The sequence below is a fragment of the Streptomyces sp. NPDC031497 genome, assembly GCF_055580905.1.
This window is the reverse complement of sequence record NZ_JBVIKO010000010.1, coordinates 226,870-247,369: the sequence shown is the minus strand read 5'-3', so window position 1 is coordinate 247,369 and position 20,500 is coordinate 226,870. Positions and strand designations below refer to the sequence as shown.

16 protein-coding genes are annotated in these 20,500 nt (G+C 72.2%); 11 read left to right on the top strand and 5 right to left on the bottom strand.

All coding sequences use genetic code 11. From position 1 onward, the window contains the following. Positions 1 to 137: 137 nt before the first annotated feature. Together ACZ5K7_RS22780 and ACZ5K7_RS22775 are read right to left on the bottom strand one after the other, a co-directional pair. Positions 138 to 1,607 carry a glycoside hydrolase family 76 protein gene (locus ACZ5K7_RS22780; RefSeq protein WP_468915587.1) on the bottom strand — a complete coding sequence of 490 codons (1,470 nt, stop codon included), beginning with the start codon at positions 1,605 to 1,607 and terminating at the stop codon, positions 138 to 140. 109 nt (positions 1,608 to 1,716) lie between these two features. Further along, a complete protein-coding gene (locus tag ACZ5K7_RS22775; protein WP_468915585.1) occupies positions 1,717 to 3,228 on the bottom strand; it encodes a glycoside hydrolase family 3 protein in 1,512 nt (503 codons plus the stop codon). A 282-nt stretch (positions 3,229 to 3,510) separates the two neighbouring features. Between ACZ5K7_RS22775 and ACZ5K7_RS22770 the strand changes: the two genes are divergently transcribed. The 6 genes from ACZ5K7_RS22770 (at position 3,511) to ACZ5K7_RS22745 (ending at position 9,071) form a co-directional block, all read left to right on the top strand. Then, a complete protein-coding gene (locus tag ACZ5K7_RS22770) occupies positions 3,511 to 4,602 on the top strand; it encodes a phytanoyl-CoA dioxygenase family protein (RefSeq protein ID WP_351698733.1) in 1,092 nt (363 codons plus the stop codon). Next, positions 4,584 to 5,903 (top strand): DUF6271 family protein, encoded by a 1,320-nt coding sequence (locus ACZ5K7_RS22765; RefSeq protein WP_351698731.1) that lies wholly within the window; start codon positions 4,584 to 4,586, stop codon positions 5,901 to 5,903. Before ACZ5K7_RS22770 ends, ACZ5K7_RS22765 begins: the two co-directional genes overlap by 19 nt. 8 nt (positions 5,904 to 5,911) lie before the next feature. Then, entirely contained in the window at positions 5,912 to 7,069 is a 1,158-nt protein-coding gene (locus ACZ5K7_RS22760; RefSeq protein ID WP_468915582.1) for a type III PLP-dependent enzyme, read from the top strand. After that, the gene (locus ACZ5K7_RS22755; RefSeq protein WP_468915580.1) at positions 7,066 to 7,602 is read left to right on the top strand and encodes a GNAT family N-acetyltransferase; all 537 of its coding nucleotides are present in this window, start codon (positions 7,066 to 7,068) and stop codon (positions 7,600 to 7,602) included. The genes ACZ5K7_RS22760 and ACZ5K7_RS22755 overlap by 4 nt, the downstream gene beginning before the upstream one ends. Continuing rightward, positions 7,602 to 8,861 (top strand): MFS transporter, encoded by a 1,260-nt coding sequence (locus ACZ5K7_RS22750; RefSeq protein WP_468915578.1) that lies wholly within the window; start codon positions 7,602 to 7,604, stop codon positions 8,859 to 8,861. The genes ACZ5K7_RS22755 and ACZ5K7_RS22750 overlap by 1 nt, the downstream gene beginning before the upstream one ends. A gap of 63 nt (positions 8,862 to 8,924) precedes the next feature. Further along, entirely contained in the window at positions 8,925 to 9,071 is a 147-nt protein-coding gene (locus ACZ5K7_RS22745) for a hypothetical protein (RefSeq protein ID WP_468915705.1), read from the top strand. A 316-nt stretch (positions 9,072 to 9,387) separates the two neighbouring features. Here the strand turns inward: ACZ5K7_RS22745 and ACZ5K7_RS22740 are convergent, their stop codons facing one another. Beyond that, positions 9,388 to 10,065, bottom strand: coding sequence for a uracil-DNA glycosylase (locus ACZ5K7_RS22740; protein ID WP_468915577.1), 678 nt, complete (start codon positions 10,063 to 10,065; stop codon positions 9,388 to 9,390). Between the two features lie 309 nt (positions 10,066 to 10,374). Here ACZ5K7_RS22740 and ACZ5K7_RS22735 point away from each other — a divergent pair, with 309 nt between their 5' ends. Together ACZ5K7_RS22735 and ACZ5K7_RS22730 are read left to right on the top strand one after the other, a co-directional pair. After that, positions 10,375 to 11,415 (top strand): N-acetylglucosamine kinase, encoded by a 1,041-nt coding sequence (locus tag ACZ5K7_RS22735; protein ID WP_468915576.1) that lies wholly within the window; start codon positions 10,375 to 10,377, stop codon positions 11,413 to 11,415. Positions 11,416 to 11,557: 142 nt separating this feature from the next. Further along, the gene (locus ACZ5K7_RS22730; RefSeq protein WP_351698721.1) at positions 11,558 to 12,484 is read left to right on the top strand and encodes a sirohydrochlorin chelatase; all 927 of its coding nucleotides are present in this window, start codon (positions 11,558 to 11,560) and stop codon (positions 12,482 to 12,484) included. Positions 12,485 to 12,644: 160 nt separating this feature from the next. On the opposite strand, the gene ACZ5K7_RS22725 is transcribed toward ACZ5K7_RS22730, so the two are convergent. Together ACZ5K7_RS22725 and ACZ5K7_RS22720 are read right to left on the bottom strand one after the other, a co-directional pair. Further along, positions 12,645 to 13,676, bottom strand: a complete 1,032-nt coding sequence (locus ACZ5K7_RS22725; protein ID WP_468915575.1) for a lactonase family protein — start codon at positions 13,674 to 13,676, stop codon at positions 12,645 to 12,647. 118 nt (positions 13,677 to 13,794) lie between these two features. Continuing rightward, complete coding sequence (locus tag ACZ5K7_RS22720; RefSeq protein ID WP_468915573.1) at positions 13,795 to 15,282, bottom strand: FUSC family protein; 1,488 nt, start codon at positions 15,280 to 15,282, stop codon at positions 13,795 to 13,797. Positions 15,283 to 15,549: 267 nt separating this feature from the next. Between ACZ5K7_RS22720 and ACZ5K7_RS22715 the strand changes: the two genes are divergently transcribed. The 3 genes from ACZ5K7_RS22715 (at position 15,550) to ACZ5K7_RS22705 (ending at position 20,478) form a co-directional block, all read left to right on the top strand. Further along, complete coding sequence (locus ACZ5K7_RS22715; protein ID WP_351698715.1) at positions 15,550 to 16,026, top strand: Lrp/AsnC family transcriptional regulator; 477 nt, start codon at positions 15,550 to 15,552, stop codon at positions 16,024 to 16,026. Positions 16,027 to 16,160: 134 nt separating this feature from the next. Continuing rightward, positions 16,161 to 18,953 carry a beta-L-arabinofuranosidase domain-containing protein gene (locus ACZ5K7_RS22710; protein WP_351698713.1) on the top strand — a complete coding sequence of 931 codons (2,793 nt, stop codon included), beginning with the start codon at positions 16,161 to 16,163 and terminating at the stop codon, positions 18,951 to 18,953. An 82-nt stretch (positions 18,954 to 19,035) separates the two neighbouring features. Continuing rightward, positions 19,036 to 20,478 (top strand): MFS transporter, encoded by a 1,443-nt coding sequence (locus ACZ5K7_RS22705; protein ID WP_468915571.1) that lies wholly within the window; start codon positions 19,036 to 19,038, stop codon positions 20,476 to 20,478. Positions 20,479 to 20,500: the final 22 nt, after the last annotated feature.

Genomic DNA, 20,500 nt, shown 5'->3' with positions numbered 1-20,500 from the left:
CGGGGCGACGGCCCGGGCCGGCCGGTCGCCGAGCAGGCGGTGGCCGCGCGCCGAACTGACGCGGCCACCACTGCCTGTGCGGGTCGGTCAGGTGGTCCGGGGCGTGCCGGTCGGACCCGGATAACGTTGTCGGCCGGTCATGACGCGGCGTCGAGCAGGTCGAGGGCGCTCTGCTGACGGGCGGCGTCCGCCTGGTCGAGCGGGCCGTACCAGCGCAGCCCGTACTGGTCGAGGGCGTTGCGGTCGCTCCCGTGGGCGCGGTCCGCCTGGCGTTCGAGGTAGGTGGTGTACGGGTGGTCCGGGAGCACGGAGTTGAGCCTGGCGAGGCCGCGCACGTGGGCGCCCTTGAAGGACGGGCCGTCGCCTCCGCAGTCGCCGCTCTCGCACGGATCGCGCAGGATGCCGTCGGAGGTGTGGAGCAGGGAGGTCGTGGTGGTGGCGTCGGCGATCTGCCGTGCGCTGGTGAGCAGTCCGCCGTCGCCCGTGGCCTGGTACAGCTCGGCCAGGGCACCGAGGAGGACGCCCTGGTTGTACGACCAGACGGCCTGGCCGTTGTTGCCGCAGGTGGACAGGTCGATGCCGTCGTTGACCAGGTGCGAGCCGTTGATCATGCCGCTGCCCTGGAACCAGCTCCAGCCGGCCCGGGCCCTGCCGAGGTACGTCGTGTCGCCCGGGACGCGGTTGTGCAGGGCGGCGTTGAGCTGGATGTAGAGGGAGTTGGCGATCGCGTTCTTGTAGGTCTTCGCCGTGCTCCACCACACTCCGCCGCCGCAGGTGCCGTCCCAGTAGGCGGCCATGTGGTCGGCGTCCGCGCGGGCCGTGGCCAGATAGCGGCTGTCGCCGGTCAGGTCGTACGCGGCCACCCAGGCCAGGCCCCACCAGCCGGTGTCGTCGATGTAGTCGTTGCGGAACTGCCCGCCCTGCGCGTTGATGTTCAGGTCGTAGGTGCGGGCGACGGCGTACCGGTAACTGCCCATGCCGGTCACGCGGATGTTGTCGATGAGCGCGGTCAGGGCGTTCGCGGAGTTCCACCAGCCGGTGGTGTCGAACAGGCCGGTCCCGTAGTCGTAGAAGGTCATCAGTCCGGTGGCCGCCGCGGTGCGCGGCTCGCCCGCGTTCCAGGTGGTGCGGGCCCAGGGAGTGCAGGCGATCTCGGCACGGTCCCCGGCCTTGCCGCAGGCGCGCAGGGCGCCCACGCCGAGGTTGTTCCAGTCGTCCACGTTGTACATGAGGGTGCGCCAGCCGCGCCGGCCCGTGGGCACGCTGGTGTCGCCGAGCTTGCTGCCCGAGCTCCAGGTGCGGCCGCCGTCGAAGGAGCGGTCGAGCCACACCTCGTCGCCCGGGTTGCCGTTGTCGATGGACGCCCAGCCCATGGCGTCGGCGTCGTCGAAGTGCAGGACGATCGACCGTGCGTAGAAGCTCGCCGTGACCGGTGTGCGGTCGCCCGGGGAGAGGGCGGGGTCACGGGTGTCGCAGTACCTGTTGCAGATGGTGCCGGCGGCGGACGCCGGTGGTGCGAGGGGGACGAGGACGGCGAGCAGCGCCGGGGCGAGTGCGGCCGCGGCTCGGGAAAGGCGGCGACTTCTTGATCTCTTTAGGGGGGTCATGGGACCTGCCTGCTCTGGCGATGGATGTGAGAGCGCTCCCAGAAGGTAGGAAAGAGCCGCGGGTGCGTCAACGCCGTGTGCGGGTGCGGACGTTGGATCGCCCGGGGCGCTAGCGGACCCCCGCCAGGACCTCCGCGGCGGCCACTCCGGAGGCGGCGGTGGCACCGTGGGTGAAGATCTGGGCGGCCGCGGGGACGGGGGCGCCCGGCAGGCCCATCTCCACGACGATCGCGTCGGGACGAGCGGTGACGATCTCGGCGAGGGCGCGCGCCATCCACCCGTGCCGGGAGGCGTCCCGGACGACCACGACCAGGGGGCGGCCCGCGGCCGGTGTCAGGGCATGCGTCTCCAGGGTGGCGGTACGTGACCGCAGGTCCTCGTCGCGCACCCGGATGGACGTCGTTCCGGGCAGCCGCTCGACCAGCGGGGCGGCCACGCCCCAGGGGGTCTCCTTGCCGATGGCCAGGTTGGTGGTGGGCACCAGCTCCACCACGTGCGGGGCGGCGGACAGGGGTACCGTCTCCTGCACGGCGCCGGTCAGCCGGATGGCCCGGCGGGCGGCCGCGAAGCCGATGCGGCTGCCGTTCGTGTCGGCGGGGCCGACCGGGCTCAGGCCTGCCGACCAGGCCGCGAACTCCCGCACGCGACCGCTCGCCTCGGCGAGCCGCGCCTCGGTGAGGTCCCCGGCGGCGACGGCGTCGACCAGGGCGTCGGCGAGCAGGCCGACGGTGGCCTCCTCGGCGTTCTCGCCGCCGACGCAGACGGCGTCGGCACCGGCGGCGACGGCTCGCACCGTGGCCCCGCCCAGGCCGTAGCGGTCGGCGACGGCACCCATCTCGATGGCGTCGGTGACGACCATGCCGTCGAACCCGAGCTCCTGACGGAGCAGGCCGTCCAGGATGCGCCGGCTGAGCGTGGCGGGCAGCTCGGTGTCGTAGGCGGGGACCAGCAGGTGACCGGTCATCACCGCGCGCACGCCGGCCTCCAGGGCGGCGCGGAACGGCGGCAGGGCCTGGGCGGCGATCTGTTCGCGGTCGGCGCCGTAGGTGGGCAGGCCGTGGTGGGAGTCGACGGCCACGTCACCGTGGCCGGGGAAGTGCTTGGCGCAGGCGGCGACCCCGGCCGACTGCAGGCCCCGGATCCATGCGCCGGTGTGCCGGGACACCACCTTCGGGTCGACGCCGAAGGACCTGACGCCGATGATCGGGTTGTCGGGGTTGGAGTTGACGTCGGCGCTGGGCGCGTAGTCGAGGCTGATGCCGGCGGCGCGTAGCTGACGGCCCAGGTCGGCGGCGACGGCCTCGGTGAGGTCGGTGTCGTCGACGGTGCCGAGGGCGAAGTTGCCGGGCCGGGTGGAGCCGGTCGCGGACTCGATGCGGGTGACGTCGCCGGCCTCCTCGTCGATCGCGATGACCAACTCGGGGTTCTCCGCGCGTAGTCGACCGGTCAGCCGGGCGACCTGGTCGATCGAGACGATGTTCCGGGCGAAGAGCACGACCGAGGCCAGGCCGTCACCGATGTCGCGCAGCACCCAGTCCGGCGCGTCGGTGCCCACGAACCCCGGCTGCAGGACGGAGAGCGCAAGTCGTCGCAAGTCCTTGCCCTGTGTGCTGGAGACCATCGAGTACGCCCTTCTGTTGGTACAGACCAATGAGCCTCCGCTCAGGCTAACCGCCCGTGTCAAGTGGGTCCGATTTCCGCCTTCTTGACGAAAACACGCCCTCAACTGCCATGTTTGACATGACGAGTTGGTCTAGTCCAAGTTAGGGCTGCGCGAGTTCGCACCGGGGCTGGTGTGTCACGTGGTGCAGTGATCCTGCGGGAACGACCACCGCCCTCGCTCCGCGCATCTGGCGACCCGGTCGGGGTCGCCGCCACCTGAGATCGAGGTCTGGAGCACCGCATGCCCACGACTGACCGTTATCTCCATCGAGCCCCGTCGAACCTCCCCTACTTCAGTTCCGACGGCGAGACCTATCTCGCCCAGACACCCCTGCGGGACCTGCAGAAGTCCCGCCCCCTCCGAGTCCTCTCCGAGGAGGACTTCGCCTTCTGGCAGACCTACGGATACGTCGTGGTGAAGGAGGCGATCCCCGCCTCGTCGGCCCGTCGGCTGCTGGACTTCGCCTGGGAGTTCCAGGGTCTCGACCCCGATCGTCCGGAGACCTGGTACGAGGACCGTGCCTACCGCTCGGACCTGGACCGGGAACTGCACATCTACGGCTTCGTCGAGGCCTACCACCACCAGCTCCTGTGGGACAGCCGCCAGACGCAGCGCGTCTACGACGCGTTCGTGGACGTGTGGGACGTCGAAGAGCTGTGGGTCACGCTCGACCGGCTCAACCTGAACCCGCCGAACATCAGGAACCGCGACCGGGCGCTGATCCCGAGCACGCAGGAGGGGTTCGACATCGAGCTCCACTGGGATGTCGACACCACCCTCGGCGTGCTGCCGCAGCGGGTCCAGGGGATCATCTCCCTCACCGACACCCGGCCGGAACTCGGCGGCTTCCAGTGCTGCCCCGAACTGTTCAAGCGGTTCGACCAGTGGAAGGCGTTCCAGCCCGACGACCGCGACCCGATCCGGCCCAGGATCGACCGTACGGAGTTCCCCGTGGTCCGGCCTGAACTCGGGGCCGGAGATCTGCTGATCTTCAACGGCCTGCTGGCGCACGGCGTGGCGCCCAACACCTCCGACGGGGCGGTGCGCGCGGCCCAGTACCTCTCGATGATGCCGGCGCTGGAGTCCCACGAGACACTCCGGCGCTCCCGGGTCGAGTCCTGGCGCACGCTCGGTACGCCGGACTGGAACGCGACGCTCCTCGGCGACGCCACCCGACACGAGTCCTTGCGGTACGGCAGGGCCGACCTCACCGATCTGGGGTCGAAGCTGCTGGGCCGCACGTCCTGGAGCGGGGCGGCCCCCGACGAGCCGGTCGAGCCGGTCGCGGGAGAGATACCGGCCGGAGAAGAGACATGCGCCGAATCTGCCTGACGCTGCCCACCAACCGACCGTGCTCCGCGACGATCGCCGCCGTCGCCGAGGAAGCGGCCTACGCGGCCGAGCACTTCGACACCGAGGTGCACCTGCTGATCCTGGACTCCTGCACGGCACCGGTCCGTGCGGAACACGCCGAGGCCGTACGCCGCGTCCCGGACGATCCGCGGATCGTCGTCCACCACCTCGACGAGGACGGGCAGCGGGACTTTCTCCGGCGGGCGATCGACCGGGCCGCGGTCATGAAGCCCGATCTGCTGCTGGACCTGATGCTCCCGGCCGGCGTCTCCTACGGAGCCTGCACCAACCGCGCGTTCCTCATCGCCGCGGCGCTCGGATGCGAGTCCGTCCACCGCAGGGACTCCGACAGCCGCTACCAGACGGTGAACGGAGACAACGTTTTCCCCGTCCATCACGAACTCCTGTCGCTCGGCAGGCGCGCGGCCGACGCCGCCTCCGAAGTCACCGAGAACGCACTGGCCGTCGACCACATGAGCAAGCGGGTCGCGATGGTGGGCAGCTCGTTCGTGGGCGAACTGTCCGTGGACATCGGCGAGATACTCCGGATCGACCCCGCCGTCTACCACGACGTGGTCGGTCTGTGGGCGCCCGCCCACTGGTCCGACGAGCAGCGCAGACAGCTCGTCGACGAGTCCTTCCGAGGCGCGGGCTCGGACGCGTTCACCACGGATCACTCCGTGCTGGCCCTGGTCGATCCCATGCGTGTGGACATGTGCAACATCAGCTTCCACGGAGTACACGAGCGCGTGCCGCTGCCGCCCGCGACCGACACGATCGGCAGCGACTACTTCCTGATCCACCTGGTCCACGACGCCGCCCTGCCGGGCGTCCTGCACAACCGGAACATCGTCAACTTCTACACCGGTGAGCGCAGGACCGACTCCGGCCTGATCGCGTACCAGATGCGCTTCGTCAAGTTCCTGCTGTCCATGCTCTACTTCAACTTCGTCTACGACGAGATGGCCCGCGCGGGCGGGCGGCTGCTCGACGACCAGGGGCAGGTGCGGGCGTCCGCGGTGGCCCGGCTGGCGCGGGAGAGCGCCCGGCTCGACCCGGGCGAGAACGTCCGGAAGCTGGACGTCCTCGACTCGGCCTACCGGAAACTGGGCGGCAGGTACGCCGAGTTCGCCGACCTCCTGTGGCAGCGCCGCGAGCGGCTCCTCGACGAAGCCCGCGGCGACATCGAGGACTTCGCCCTGCTCACGGAGGCGTGGGAGCCGCTGGTGCGCGCGGCGAGGCTCACCTCCGTACCCGCGACGCCCGGGCAGCAGCGGTGAGATCACCCGTGATCACCGTACTGGAAGGCGCCACCGAGGACCGGATCGTCTTCGACCTGACCGGGATCGAGGACGGCTACGACCGGCTGCGGCGTGAACTGCCCGGCGTCGACATCCGTTTCGCCATGAAGGCCTGCCCGGTGGACGAAGTGCTCGGGTGCCTCGCCGGGAAGGGCGCCGGAGTCGACGCGGCAAGCCCCCGCGAACTGGAGCAGGCGCTGCGTGTGGGCGTGCCGGTCGGCCGGATGCACTACGGCAACACCGTCAAGTCGGACCGGGACATCGCCGACGCCCACCGGCTCGGGGTCCGGGACTTCGCCACCGACAGCCTGGAGGACATGGCGGCGATCGCGGTCCACGCTCCGGGAGCGCGGGTGTTCGTCCGGCTCGCGACCGGCGGTGAAGGGGCGCTGTGGGGGCTCAGCGACAAGTTCGGCTGCACGCCCGCGGACGCGGTGCGGATCCTCACGGCGGCGCGGGAGAAGGGACTGACCCCCTCCGGGCTGTCCGTGCACGTCGGATCCCAGCAGATGACGGCCGACGCCTGGCACAGTGCCGTCGAGCGCCTGACGGACGTCCTGACCGCGCTGGGCCGGCGCGGAATCCTGCTGGACCACGTCAACCTCGGCGGCGGTCTGCCGGCCCTCGGATACCTCGACCGGTACGGCACGCCGCTGGACCCCCCGCTGGACAAGATCTTCGCGGTGATCCGCGAGGGCATGCGTCATCTCAGGAAGGTCCACGGCGAACACCTGGCGTTCGTCATGGAGCCGGGCCGCCACCTCGTCGCCGACCACGGGGTCATCCGGGCCCATGTGGCCAGGCTGTCGAAGCGGCGGCGCCCCGACGGCGAGCCCCAATACTGGCTCTACCTGAGCTGCGGCAAGTTCAACGGCCTGTACGAGATGGACGCGTTGCAGTACCGGCTCGTCTTCCCCACGCATCATGACGCCGAGTCCGTCCCGGCCGTCGTCGCGGGTCCCACCTGCGACAGCGACGACGCCTACCCCCATGAGCACGGTCTCGTGCAGGTCCCCGCGGCTCTGGCGTCGGGCGATCCGGTCTGGGTGCTGTCCAGCGGCGCCTACGCGATCAGCTACACGACCCAGGGGTTCAACGGCTTCGACCCGCTCCCCTACGTCTGCACGGGCGGGGGGCGGCCATGAGCGGCGACCATGTGCACATACGGCACATCACCGACGCCGACTGGGACACCATCGTCGCGCTGGAGTCCCGCGCGTACACGGCGCTCGGCCTGTCGGAGGGGCGCGCGGCGCTGCGGTCCCGGGCGGATGCCTCGCCGGACACCTGTTTCGTCCTGGACGTCGGCTCACGGCCGGCCGGATACCTGCTGGCACTGCCGTATCCGTCCTTCGGATACCCCGACCTCGCCCGGACGGAGGCGCCCGCGCTCGCCGCTGGCTCCGCACGCAATCTGCACCTGCACGACCTCGTGGTCACGGAGCGTCTGCGCGGCAGGGGCCTGGGCCGGCGTCTCCTGGACCACCTGACCCTGACCGCCCGTTCGCGCGGGTTCGAGCGGATCTCGCTGATCGCCGTCGGCCACAGCGAGCCGTTCTGGTCGGCGCACGGATTCACCCCGTACCCGGGTATCTCCCCGGGCGGTTACGGCGCGAACGCCGTCTACATGTCCCGTCTCCATGCCCGAGGCGACGGCCGAGTCGACCAAGCGAGTTGATGTGCGTGTTCCGTGTCCATGATCCCTTCCACCGCGCCCAGTTGGCCATCGCCGCGCTGTTCTGTTCGCTCGGTTTCCAGTACGCGACCTGGGCCTCGCGGATTCCCGCCCTCAAGGCGGACCTCGGTCTGACCGCGGCCGAGGTGGGGGTGCTGCTGATGGCCGCGGGCATCGGTGCCGTGGCGTCGTTCCCGCTGGTGCCCGTGCTCACGAGAAGGCTGGGTTCGGCGCGGCTGGCGCTGCTGTCGGCCCTCTGTCTGACCGTGCTGCTCCTCGCACTGGCCGCGGCGCCGGACTATCCCGTCGCCCTGCTGGTGATGGTGGCCGACGGGGTGTTCGTGGGCTGCCTGAACGTGGCCATGAACGCGCAGGGAGCAGCCCTGGAGACGCGGTACGAGCGCAACGCCATGGCCAGACTGCACGCGACGTTCAGCGCCGGCTCCCTGCTCGCGGCCCTCCTCGCCTCCGGCATGAACGCGGCGACCTCGTCGGTGGCGGTGCACTTCGGTGTGGCCGCGGTGCTGCTCGTGCTGCTGGTCGCCGTGGCGCGCCCCGGTCTGCTCGACGAAGACGCGTCCGCTGCGTCCGCCGCTTCCGCCGACGCCTCCGACTCCGACGCCTCCGCCTCCGCCGACGAGAAGCCCGGCAAGGCGAGGAAGAGCGGCGGCTGGAGCCTGCCGTCCCGCATGACGCTCTGGATGTGCTGCGCCATGGCGTTCGGCACCGTGACCGAGGGCGCCATGAACGACTGGTCCGCCCTCTACCTGAGGGAAGTCGCCAACGCCTCCGCGGAGTTGGCGCCGGCGGGCATCGCCGTGGTGTCGGGCATGATGGTGGTGGCCCGCCTCTTCGCCGATGGCTGGCGCACCCGTTGGGGCGACGGTCGGGTCGTCCTGTCGGGCAGCGCGCTGGCCGCCGCCGGGCTGGCCTTCGCCCTGGTGAGCGGGGGCGTGACGGCGGCCCTCATCGGGTTCGCCTGCGTCGGGCTGGGGTGTGCGGCCGTGACCCCGTGCGTCTATGTGGCCGCGGCGAAACAGGGCTCGGAGGCGCTGGCCCTGGTCGCCGCGACGGGCACGACGGGCCTGCTGGCCGGGCCACCGCTCATCGGGTTCGTGGCGAACTCGAGCAGCCTGGTGTGGGGGCTGGCGGTCGTCGCGGCAGCGGCGCTCGTGGTCACGCTGGCCAGTACGCAGATCCGCTGGACGCCGGCCGCCGGCCTACCGGCAGTGGCCGACCAGCCACTGACCAGCGGCAACTGACCGGCGGCCGGGTCATCGGGCGCCGCCTTCCGGGCCTGCCCGGCTGCCCCGTCGACGGGCACCTTGAGCCGGTCCGGTTCCCGTGCCACCCGCTCCAGCGCGGCAGTGGAACCGCACGGCGCCAACGGCTACCTGATCTCACAGTTCCTCTCCTCCACCGGTGTCCCGATCGCTCCCGTCGACGAGGCGACGTACTACCAGGGGGGGTGACGCCGGATACCTGACCTACCCGGCCTATCAGTTCACGGCGTGACGCCTCCCGCTCGTCGGCGGGCGATGTGCCCGTCGGCAGCGTGCACGTCGACAGCCCGCCGGAATGTGCGCTGCCGACGGCCGGGACGAGGCGGGCGGTGACGTCGGGGTGGGCGGCTGCCCGGCCCAGGGCCGGCCGCCTCCGAGGCGAGGCGCCGCACCCACGCCTCGGACCATCCGGCAGTCCGTCAGGACGAACGCCGGGCAGGCGTCGGGATGTCACCCGTGACGCCCGTACCGCAGCCGCCCTCCGAGCCGTCGCGGGCGCCACGGCTCACGGCAGACGCCAGTCCACCGGCTGGCCCCCTTGCCGCACCAGCAGGTCGTTGGCCCGGCTGAACGGGCGCGAGCCGAAGAACCCACGGTCCGCCGACATCGGCGAGGGATGAGCCGACTCGATCGCCGGCAGGTCCCCGAGCAGCGGCCGCAGATTTCGCGCGTCACGTCCCCAGAGGATGGACACCAGCGGCTTGCCACGCGCCGCCAGCGCCCGGATGGCCTGCTCGGTGACCTCCTCCCAGCCCTTGCCCCGGTGCGCCGCCGGACTGCGCGGAGCGGTGGTGAGTGCCCTGTTCAGCAAGAGCACCCCCTGCTGGGTCCAGGGGGTGAGGTCGCCGTTGGACGGTCTGGGCAGCCCGAGGTCGGTGTTCAGCTCGCGGAAGATGTTCTCCAGGCTGCCCGGCAGGGAACGCACCTCGGGCGAGACCGCGAAACTCAGTCCGATGGCCATTCCCGGCGTGGGGTAAGGATCCTGGCCGACGATCAGGACACGAACGTCGTCGAAGGGCTGCTGGAAGGCCCGCAGGACATTCGCTCCGGACGGAAGGTAGGTCCGGCCGGCCGCTATCTCGGCCCGCAGGAAGTTCCCCATCTCTGCGATGCGTTCGGCCGCAGGTTCAAGAGCCTTCGCCCAGCCTGCTTCAACTAGTTCATGCAAGGGTCGTGGTGCCACAGCGCGTCACCCTACTGGCACACACCGGGGTTCCGCACAGCCAGGGAAGCCCGCACGCACGGACGCCGCCCGCGGCGCTACTCTTCCTCCTCATCAAGGTCATCGAGCCCGTCCGGCGGATCGGGCCGTCGGTCACCGGGGAGGAAGGGAGCCCGTTGCGTCCAGCGTTCAAGCCACTCCCCCAGGGTCCTCGCGCCGTACCGGCCCCTCGTCGCCAACACTCTGGACCCGAAGGCCGGTTGCCGACGATGGCGTCCGCGCAGCCCTCGTCCATGCCCGCGGACCGGTGTCTGCCATGAGGGGTCCGCGATGAGCGCAGGGGGCGGCGAGGCGCACGGCCTGGAGGATCTCGCCGCCGGCCCCCTCGACTCCGGGGGCACCGGGCCCGGGTATCTCGCCGTCGACTCCGGGGGCTCCGGCCTGCGGGCCGTCGTAGGCGTGCCGGGGCGGGAGCCGTCGGTGCCGCGGGAGTCCCGGGAGCCGGTGCGTACCGGGGCGCGGGGCATCGATCCCGGGCATCTGCTGGAGCAACTCCTGCCCATGGCACGGGCGTTGATCGGCGAGTACGGGCTCGACGGGGTGACGACCGTCGTGGTCGGCGCCACCGGTCTGGCCAGCCTCGGCGACGCCCTGCGGGCCGAACTGCCGGACGCGCTGGCCCGCGAACTCGGCGCGCGGACGGTCGCCCTGGCCGCCGACGCCGTGACGGCGTACGTCGGCGCCCTGGGCCCCCACCCGGGCGCGGTGATCGCCGCCGGTACGGGGCTGATCGCGATCGGCACCGATCTGACCGGGTGGCGGCGGGCGGACGGCTGGGGGCATCTGCTGGGCGACTGCGGCGGTGGCGCGTGGATCGGCCGGGCGGGCCTGGAGGCGGCGCTGCGCGCCTTCGACGGGCGCGACGGCGGCTCGGCCGCACTGCTGGCGTGCGCCGAGGAGCGGTTCGGGCCGGCGGCCGGGCTGCCCGGGCAGCTCTACCCGCGGGCCGACCGGCCCGCCGTACTGGCCTCCTTCGCCCCTCAGGTCGCGGACCGCGCCGCGCACGACCCGGTCGCGGCCGGGATCCTGCGCGCGGCGGCCCGGCACATGGCCGAGTCGGCCGTCGCCGTCTGCCCCACGGCCGGTGAGCCCCGAGTCGCCCTCACCGGCGGCCTGTCCAGACTGGGCGACCCACTTCTGGTACCGCTGGCCGAGGAGCTGTCCACCCTGCTGCCGCGGGCACGGCAGGTTCCGGCGGAGGGCGATCCGCTGCGCGGAGCGGTACGCGTCGCGAGTGACCTGATCGTCGGGCGGCTCACTCTGCCGAGTGATGAAAAACTGCTCTCCGTAGTACATACAAAAGGCGATTGATCCCATTGGGGCACGAAGTGTCCGACAGGTGGCGGGATCACCTCCGAATCATGCGTAACTCATCAGACAAAACCGGACGGATACCGCTCACCTGCACCCTCCCCGAACAGGGGAGCCCAATAAGCCAGTAACATGCGTCGCCATGAGCTCCCCCACTGGGCCCGCGTCCGGCCTGCCAGTACGAATGCCGCGACCTCGCCAGCCCGGGCGGCACCGCCGACCCGAGCCGCTGGTGGCTCCCGAGGACGCGCCCGCGCTCGTCCTCGCGGTGCCGGGTACGCCCAGCGCGGCCACGCGCGGCCTCGCCGAGGAGGTCGTGAGCATCGCCCGCTCCGAGCTGCCCGGCCTGGATGCCCGGATCGGGTACCTCGACGGGGACGACGCGGAGTTCCCCACCCTCCAGTCGGTCCTCGCCCGTGCCGCCGAGGAGCGCGCCGCCCGCTACGAGCAGGCCGTCGCCGCCGGCACCGAGGGCGTCAAGATGCCCGACGGCCCGGTCGCGGTCGTCGTGCCGCTGCTGGCCGGCCCGGACAGCGCGCTGCTGCGCCAGGTCCGCCAGGCCGTCATGGAGAGCCGGATCGCCGCCGACCTGACCGACGTCCTCGGCCCGCACCCGCTGCTCGCCGAGGCGCTGCACGTGCGTCTCTCGGAGGCCGGTCTGGCCCGCGCCGACCGTGCCCGTCTGTTCACCGTGGCGACCGCGGCCGACGGCATCATCCTCGCCTCTGTGGGCGGCGAGGAGGCCGTGCAGGCCGCCGGGATCACCGGCATGCTGCTCGCCGCGCGACTGGCCGTGCCGGTGATGGCCGCGGCACTGGACCAGGACGGTTCGATCTCCTCCATCGCGGAGCAGCTGCGGGGCTCGGGGTCGCAGCAGCTGGCGCTGGCGCCGTATCTGATCGGTCCCGAGATCGACGGGGGCCTGCTGGCGGCGGCCGCCGAGGAGGCGGGGTGCGCCACGGCCGAGCCGCTGGGGCCGTATCCGGCGATCGGCAAGCTGGCGCTGGCCAAGTACACGACGGCGCTGGGGATCGCTCCCCAGCAGGCGCAGGGTGCGCCGGTGCGCTGAGGTCGGCGTGTGTGCCTTGACGGGTCCCTTCTCGGAAGGGGCCCGTCGGCCGTTTTCGGGGTGGTGCGGAGGTTCTTCGACCGGCCGCCCGGTGGGGGCTGAGCGCGCCCACGCGGCGGAGCCGCACATCGGCACAGCCCCGCGCCCCTTACAGGGTGGCTCAGTCGAAGACGATGCAGGACGCCGCCGGGATCTCCACCGAGCCGTCGTAGCGCGGTACGCCTGTCTCCTGGTCGACGGTGAACCAGGTGATGTCCCCGGAGCGTTCGTTCGCCGAGTACAGGAAGCCCTCGGACTCCGTGAGGGCCCGGGGCCAGTGGCCTCCGCACGGGACCGTCGCCGTCAGGTGCAGCTGGTCCTCGTCGACCGCGAACGTCGTCAGGACGTCCTCGCCCCGGGTCGCCGTCCAGACGAAGCGCCCGTCGGGTGACACGACGATGCCGGACGGATACGCGTCGCCGGCCGGTGCGCCGGGCAGCACCGGGGTCTCGGCCAGTGGCTTCAGGGCGCCGGTGTCGGCGTCCCAGCGGCAGACCGTGACGGTCGGGGTGAGCTCGTTGACCACGTAGGCGTACCGGCCGCCGGGATGGAAGGCCAGGTGGCGGGGGCCGGAGCCGGGGCGCAGAGCGAATTCGCGGCGGACGGCGAGGGTTCCGCCGTCCAGGGTGCAGACCCGTACCGAGTCGGTGCCGAGGTCGACGCTGACCGCCCAGCGGCCGGTGGGGTCCGGCTGCACCTGGTGGGCGTGCGGGCCGCGCTGACGGCGCTCGTGCGGGCCCGAGCCGCTGTGCCGCAGCACCCCGGAGGCGGCGCCGGCGAGGGTGCCGTCGGGGCGGACGGGGACGGCGCTGACGCTGCCGGAGCCGTAGTTGGCGGTCAGGACGTGACCCTCGAAGACGCTGAGGTGGGTGGGGCCGCTGGCGTCGACCGGGACCGGGGGCCCGGCGAGGCGTGGCTTGTCGTCGTGGACGTGGTACGCGGCCACCGCGCCGTCGGCGGTCTCGCTGACCGCGTACAGGGTGTGCCCGCCGGGGGCGAGCGCGAGATACGACGGATCGGGGACGCCGTCGACGCTCTCCAGAAGGGCCAGGGCGCCGCTGTGCGGCTGGACCGCCGCCGTGACGACCCCGGGTCCGCCCGCCGCCGTGAACGACCCGATGAACGCCCTCCGCCGCCTGCCGCCGTCTGCCACCGGTGTCCCCTCTCGATACGAGCCGGTACGAGTCAGGCCGGTACGAGTCAGTACGAGCCGGTCCGGGGCCGACGGTAGCAGTTTGCGGTCTAGACCAAGACGTCCGGGGCGGCGCGTCTCAGGCGCCGACCAGGGGTGAGCCCGAGGGGGTGCGCAGCGGCTCGGCGAGTTCGGCGAGGGCGCGCTCCAGCCCGTGCAGATGGGCGAGGGCGGGTTCGGCGGGCGGTTCGGCGGGGCCGCTGATGTGCGCGGAGCCCCGGGTCAGCGCCTCCACGGCCGCCTCGACGCGCCAGCAGGCGGCGGCCAGCCGGGCGTCGTGGGAGGCCTCGGGATCGGCGGCGACGGCGACCAGGCCGCGGATCTCCCGAGCGCAGTCGTCCAGCAGGGCGAGGACCCGGCGGGCGCGGCGCTTGCGGCCGGGCATCGGGGTGAGCGGATGGACGAGGGGGGCGACCGAGAGCCGTACCCGGCCGAGCAGCTGCTCCAGTTCGGCCACCCGGGGTGCCGGGTCGGCGGTGGCGGATCCGGCGAGCCGGGCGGCGGCCTCGGCCGTGCAGGCGTGGACGCAGCGCAGGGCACGCTGGATCCAGGCGTCGGTGGTGAGGTGGGTGGTGACCGGCAGCACGAACAGCACGGCGAGTCCGGCGCCGAGCGCGCCCACCGCGGTCTCGGTGAGCCGGAGCGCGAGCAGGCCGGGGGTGAGGACGCCGAGGAGGCCGTAGAGCAGTTCCGCGAGCAGGGTCACCCAGAGCATCATCCAGGTGTAGGAGACGGCTGCCGAGTAGAAGATGCCGAAGACGGCGGCCGCGACCAGGACGGCGGTGGGGACGGGGGCGCCGTGCACGGGGACGGCGACGAGCAGGCCGAGCGCGATGCCGATGACCGTGCCGAGGACCCGGCGGAAGCCCCGGACCAGGGTCTCGCCGCGCGAGGCGGTGTTGACGAAGATCCACCAGGTGGCGCCGACCGCCCAGTACCAGCGCTGGCCCGACACCGCCTGGCCGACGACTAGCGCGAAACCCGCGCCCGCGGTCGCCTGGACCGCCTGCCGGGTGGTCACCCGGGCCAGGCCGGTGCCGGCGGGCGGGGTGGGTGCCGGTGCCGGGGGCAGACGCCGCTCGTAGCACCACAGACCGAAGCGGACGGCGGCCGCGGCGAGCACGGAGAGCAGTACGGCGGCGTACAGCTCGGGCAGCTGTCCGGGCGTGGCGTGCAGGAACTGGGCGACGAAGTAGGTCATGAAGGCGAACACGCCGAGGCTGTGGCCGCGCGGCCCCCAGCGGCGCGCGTAGACGCCCGCGCCGACCACGGCCAGGAAGACCAGGTCCCGTGCGGCGGGCATGTCGTGCAGCCAGGCCGCGGCGGCCAGTACGGGGAGCCCCACGGCGGGCAGCAGCGCGGTGGTGACGGCCTGCCCGCGCACGGTGGCGTCGGCGACCGTGAACAGGGCGAGCAGCGCGGTGAGGCCGCCGGTGACGGCGCCCGTGAGGGAGTGCCCGGCCAGCCCGCAGAGCACGACGGCGAGGCCGATGCCCAGTACGGCCCGCGCGGCGAAGCGCAGCCGCACCCGCCCCGGGTCCGGAGCCGTGAACACCCTCTTCAGCACTGCTTCCCCTCCCATGGGACGGCACAGACGGACGGCCCAGACGGACGACACAGACGGACGACACAGACGGACGACACAGAAATGGCGCCGCGGGGATCCGCAGCGCCATCGACACCCCCATGAGACCATCGCCGGGGCGACTGGCTCAAGTGTCCGCGATTTCACTGAGCCAACGGCCCACTCATGACGCTGGGCCCTGTCCGCCGGGCACGCCAATGGCGCAGTTGGGCGCGGAACAGCCCTGAGCCATTGGTACAGTCGCACACCATGACCGTGGACGAACTCGACACCCGCATCCTGCGGCTGCTGCTGGAGCAGCCGCGCACCAGCGTGCGGGAGTACGCCCGGATCCTCGGTGTCGCCCGGGGCACCCTGCAGGCCCGCCTGGACCGGCTGGAGCGGGACGGCGTGATCACCGGGGGCGGCCCCTCCCTCTCCCCCGCCGCGCTCGGCCACCCGGTGCTGGCCTTCGTGCACATCGAGGTCACCCAGGGCCATCTCGACGACGTGGGGGACGCGCTGGCCGCCGTGCCGGAGATCGTGGAGGCGTTCTCGATCACGGGCGGCGGGGATCTGCTGACCCGGGTGGTGGCGCGGGACAACGCGCACCTGGAGGACGTGATCCAGAAGCTGATCAGCATGCCGGGCGTGGTGCGCACCCGCACGGAGGTGGCCCTGCGCGAACGCGTCCCGCACCGTCTGCTGCCGCTGGTGGAGTCGATCGGCCGGACGGCACGCGGGTAACGGCATCGCGGCCTCAACTCCTCTTACCTGTCAGTACCGTTGACGCCCCCACGCCTCTTCTCTATCTTCTGGAAATCTTCCGGGCGGATTCCCGAACGTCGTTCGAAATACCGGACCACACAGATGAGGTGCATATGGCGCAGCCCCTCTCCCGAAGGACCCTCCTCCAGGTGACGGCTCTGGTCGCCGCCGTCGGCGGGACCGGTGTCGCGGTCGGTGGGCAGGCGGTCGCGGCGCGGGCGGCCTGGACGGTACGGCCGTTCGGGCTGGGCGAGGTGGCGCTGGAGCCCGGACTGTTCGCGGAGAAGCGGGCGTTGATGCTCGACCACGCGCGGGGCTACGACGTGAACCGGTTGTTGCAGGTGTTCCGGGCCAACGCGGGGCTGGACACGGGCGGTGCGGTCGCGCCCGGCGGCTGGGAGGGGCTGGACGGGGAGGCCAACGGGAATCTGCGCGGGCACTACACCGGCCATTTTCTGACCATGCTGGCGCAGGCGTACGCGAGCACCGGTGAGGAGGTGTTCGGGACGAAGATCCGCACCATGGTGGGGGCGTTGGGCGAGGTGCGCGAGGCCCTGCGGCACGAGCCTTCCGTGCTGAGCGTGGCCGGGGTGCTCGGTGGGACCGCCGTGGCGAACGAGCGGGGGTCCTACCAGTACGTCGAGTTGCCGGCCGGCGTGCTCGGGAGCGCCTCCGCCGTCACCCTGTCCGCCTGGGTGAGACCCGCCCATCAGGACGCCTGGGCACGGGTGCTGGACTTCGGCGACGGCACCACCCGGTACCTCTACCTCGCCGCCCGCAACGCGAACGGGGTGCCCCGGTTCGCGATCACCACCGGCGGCGCGGGCGCCGAGCAGGGGATCGACGGCACCGCCGCGCTGCCTCTCGACCGGTGGAGCCACCTCGCGGTGACGATCGCCGACGGCACCGGCACGCTGTACGTCAACGGCACGGCCGTGGCCCGCAACACGGCCATGTCCCTCACCCCGGCCGCCCTCGGCACCCTCGCCGACCACTGGCTCGGCCGCTCCCACTACCCCGCCGACCCCGTCTTCGCGGGTGCCTTCGGCGGCTTCGACGTGTGGTCGCGGGCGTTGAGCGCCGACGAGATAGCCGGGTTGCAGAGCGCACGGGTCGGCGGCGACCTGGTCTCGTACGCCTTCGGCGAGACGTCCGGTTCGGTGTTCGCGGACGCCTCGGGACGCGGCCTGGACGCCGCCCTGCGCCGGACCTGGGGCGGGCCCGGCCACCCCGGGTTCCTCGCGGCCTACCCGGAGACGCAGTTCATAGTGCTGGAGTCGATGACCGGCAGCGACTACACGAAGGTGTGGGCGCCGTACTACACCGCACACAAGATCCTTCGGGGTCTGCTGGACGCCTGCATCGCCACCGGTGACGAGCGGGCGCTGGATCTCGCGTCCGGCATGGGCGACTGGATGTACGCACGGCTGTCCGTGCTGCCCGCCGCCACCCTCCAGCGGATGTGGGGGATCTTCTCCAGCGGTGAGTTCGGCGGAATCGTCGAGGCGATCTGCGACCTGCACGAGCTCACCGGCAGGGCCGAACACCTCGCGCTGGCCCGGCTGTTCGACCTGGACAGCCTGATCGACGCCTGCGCCGCGAACACCGACACCCTGAACGGCCTGCACGCCAACCAGCACATCCCGATCTTCACCGGCCTGGTCCGGCTGTACGACGCCACCGGCGAGGAGCGTTACCTGGCCGCCGCGAAGAACTTCTGGGGCATGGTCGTACCGCACCGCATGTACGGCATCGGCGGCACCAGTACCACCGAGTTCTGGAAGGCGCGGGACGTGATCGCGGGGACCCTCAGCGCGACCACCGCGGAGAGCTGCTGCGCCTACAACATGCTGAAGCTGAGCCGGGCGTTGTTCTTCCACGAGCAGGATCCGGCGTATATGGACTACTACGAGCGGGCCCTCTACAACCAGGTGCTCGGCTCGAAGCAGGACCGGGCCGATGCCGAGAAACCACTGGTCACGTACTTCATCGGGCTGACGCCCGGGCACGTGCGGGACTACACGCCCAAGCAGGGCACGACCTGCTGCGAGGGCACGGGCATGGAGTCCGCGACCAAGTACCAGGACTCGGTGTACTTCGCGGCGGCCGACGGCAGCGCCCTGTACGTCAACCTCTACAGCCCGTCGACACTGACCTGGGCCGAGAAGGGGATCACCGTCGGCCAGACCACCGGCTACCCGCGGGAGCAGGGCAGCACGCTCACCATCGGAGGGAGCGGGCGGCCTTCCTTCGAACTGCGGCTGCGGGTGCCGGTGTGGGCGACGGCCGGGTTCCGGGTGACGGTCAACGGGCGTGCGGTGCCGGGTACTCCGGTACCGGGCAGCTACTTCGCCGTGCCCCCGCGGACCTGGCGGGCCGGGGACACCGTGCGGGTGTCGGTCCCGTTCCGGCTGCGGGTGGAGAAGGCCCTCGACGACCCGTCGTTGCAGACCCTGTTCTACGGTCCCGTCCATCTGGTCGGCCGCGACCCTGCCACCGAGTACCTGGAGTTGGGGCTGTACCGGAACGCGGGGCTCTCCGGGGACCTGCTGCCGTCCCTGACCCCGGTGCCGGGCACTCCGCTCCACTTCACCCTGGACGGGACCGCCGGGACCGAGTTCGCCCCCTTCCACGAGGGGACCGAGGACCCCACCCACGCCTACTTCCGGCGCTCGGAGCCCACGGTGGTGTTCGGCGGCCTCGACTCGGGGGTCGCCAACCCGGCGAAGCCGGACGGCGGCTCGCTGCTCGACGAGATCTGGGCCGGAGCCCCGTTCCACGACAAGTGGGCGCTGGTGGCGCGGGTGCGGTCGGCCGTGGCCGCGTGGGTGGCGGACGGACTGCTGCCCGGGGCGGACGGGGACCGGGTCGTGGCTACGGCACGGGAGGCGTCGTACGCCCGCTGAACCTCACCCGGAAGGGCCAGCATCGCCAGCCGTTCGCTCCGCCGGTCGTGCGACATCTGTGATGACTGCATAGCGTGGCGGCATGACCACGACCTGGGCAGATCCGCAGCGACCGGCCACCGAGGACCGGCGGTGGCGGGCGCTCGGGGTGTGTCTGGCAGCCGGATTCATCTCGCTGCTCGACACCTCCATCGTGAACGTGGCACTGCCCTCCATCGAGCACGGGCTCGGGGCGACGGAGGCAGCCCAGTCCTGGGTGGTCTCCGGCTACGCACTGACCTTCGGACTGGCGCTCGTGCCGGCCGGCCGGCTCGGTGACATGCGCGGCCGGCGTCAGGCCTTCCTCTTCGGGCTGGCCGCGTTCACGGTGGCGTCGGCGGCCTGCGGGCTCGCCGCGAGCCCCGACTGGCTGGTGGTGTTCCGGCTGATCCAGGGCGCGGCGGCGGGCATGGTGGCCCCGCAGACGTCGGGCCTGATCCAGCAGATGTTCCAGGGCGCCGAACGGGCCAAGGCCTTCGGGCTGCTCGGCAGTGTCATCGGCGTCTCGACGGCGGTGGGCCCGCTGGCGGGCGGTCTGATCATCGACGCGGTCGGTACCGGCGACGGCTGGCGCTGGGTGTTCTTCGTCAATCTGCCCATCGGGGTGGCCGCGTTGGCGGCGGGACTGCGGCTGCTGCCCCGGTTCCCCGCGTCGCCCGGCCGGCGGGAGGAGTTCGACCCCGTCGGGGTGGTGCTCCTCGGTGCCGGGGTGCTCGCGCTGATGCTGCCGCTGGTGCAGGAGCAGCAGTGGACCGGGCGGCTGAAGTGGGCGCTGCTGCCGGTGGGCGGAGTGCTGCTGGGCCTGTTCTGGGTGTGGGAGCGGCGGCAGGGACGGCTCGGACGAGCGCCCCTGGTCGATCTGGACCTGTTCTCCCTGCGGTCCTTCACCCGCGGCGCGCTGATCAGCCTGACCTACTTCGCGGGGTTCACCACGGTCTTCTTCGTCCTCGCCCTGTTCCTGCAGAACGCGGCCGGGTACAGCGCGCTGGCCTCGGGCCTCACGGTGCTGCCGTTCGCGATCGCGTCGGCGGTCGGTGCCGCCCTCGGGGGCCGGCTGGTGGTGCGGCACGGGCGCAGGCTGGTCGTCATCGGCCTCAGCGGGGTGGCGGTGGGGCTGCTCGGGATCGCCGCCGTGGCGTGGCTGGTGCCGTTGGAGAGCCTGGGGTGGGCCGCGGCGGTGCCGATGATCATCGGCGGGATCGGCTCCGGTCTCACGGTCTCCCCCAACACCACGCTCACCCTCACCCGCGTCCCGGTGAAACGGGCCGGCGCGGCGGGCGGGGTGCTGCAGACCGGCCAGCGCGTCGGCTCGGCGGCCGGGATCGCCGTGGTGGGCTCCGTGTACTTCGCCCACCTCGCGAACCGCGGCCCGGCCACCGAGGCGCTCCAGTTGGGCCTGCTCACGTCCGTCGGGTTCATCCTGGTGGCGCTGTGCCTGGCGGTCGCCGACCTGCGCGAGCGGTCGAAGGCACCGGAGCGCGACTGAGAGCGCGACTGAGCCCAGGACG

Coding starts and splice junctions, on each gene's coding strand:
- ACZ5K7_RS22705 (WP_468915571.1), top strand. CDS start 19,036: ATGACCACGACCTGGGCAGATCCGCAGCGACCGGCCACCGAGGACCGG.
- ACZ5K7_RS22775 (WP_468915585.1), bottom strand. CDS start 3,228: ATGGTCTCCAGCACACAGGGCAAGGACTTGCGACGACTTGCGCTCTCC.
- ACZ5K7_RS22730 (WP_351698721.1), top strand. CDS start 11,558: ATGAGCTCCCCCACTGGGCCCGCGTCCGGCCTGCCAGTACGAATGCCG.
- ACZ5K7_RS22755 (WP_468915580.1), top strand. CDS start 7,066: ATGAGCGGCGACCATGTGCACATACGGCACATCACCGACGCCGACTGG.
- ACZ5K7_RS22765 (WP_351698731.1), top strand. CDS start 4,584: ATGCGCCGAATCTGCCTGACGCTGCCCACCAACCGACCGTGCTCCGCG.
- ACZ5K7_RS22710 (WP_351698713.1), top strand. CDS start 16,161: ATGGCGCAGCCCCTCTCCCGAAGGACCCTCCTCCAGGTGACGGCTCTG.
- ACZ5K7_RS22735 (WP_468915576.1), top strand. CDS start 10,375: ATGAGCGCAGGGGGCGGCGAGGCGCACGGCCTGGAGGATCTCGCCGCC.
- ACZ5K7_RS22750 (WP_468915578.1), top strand. CDS start 7,602: ATGTGCGTGTTCCGTGTCCATGATCCCTTCCACCGCGCCCAGTTGGCC.
- ACZ5K7_RS22770 (WP_351698733.1), top strand. CDS start 3,511: ATGCCCACGACTGACCGTTATCTCCATCGAGCCCCGTCGAACCTCCCC.
- ACZ5K7_RS22715 (WP_351698715.1), top strand. CDS start 15,550: ATGACCGTGGACGAACTCGACACCCGCATCCTGCGGCTGCTGCTGGAG.
- ACZ5K7_RS22780 (WP_468915587.1), bottom strand. CDS start 1,607: ATGACCCCCCTAAAGAGATCAAGAAGTCGCCGCCTTTCCCGAGCCGCG.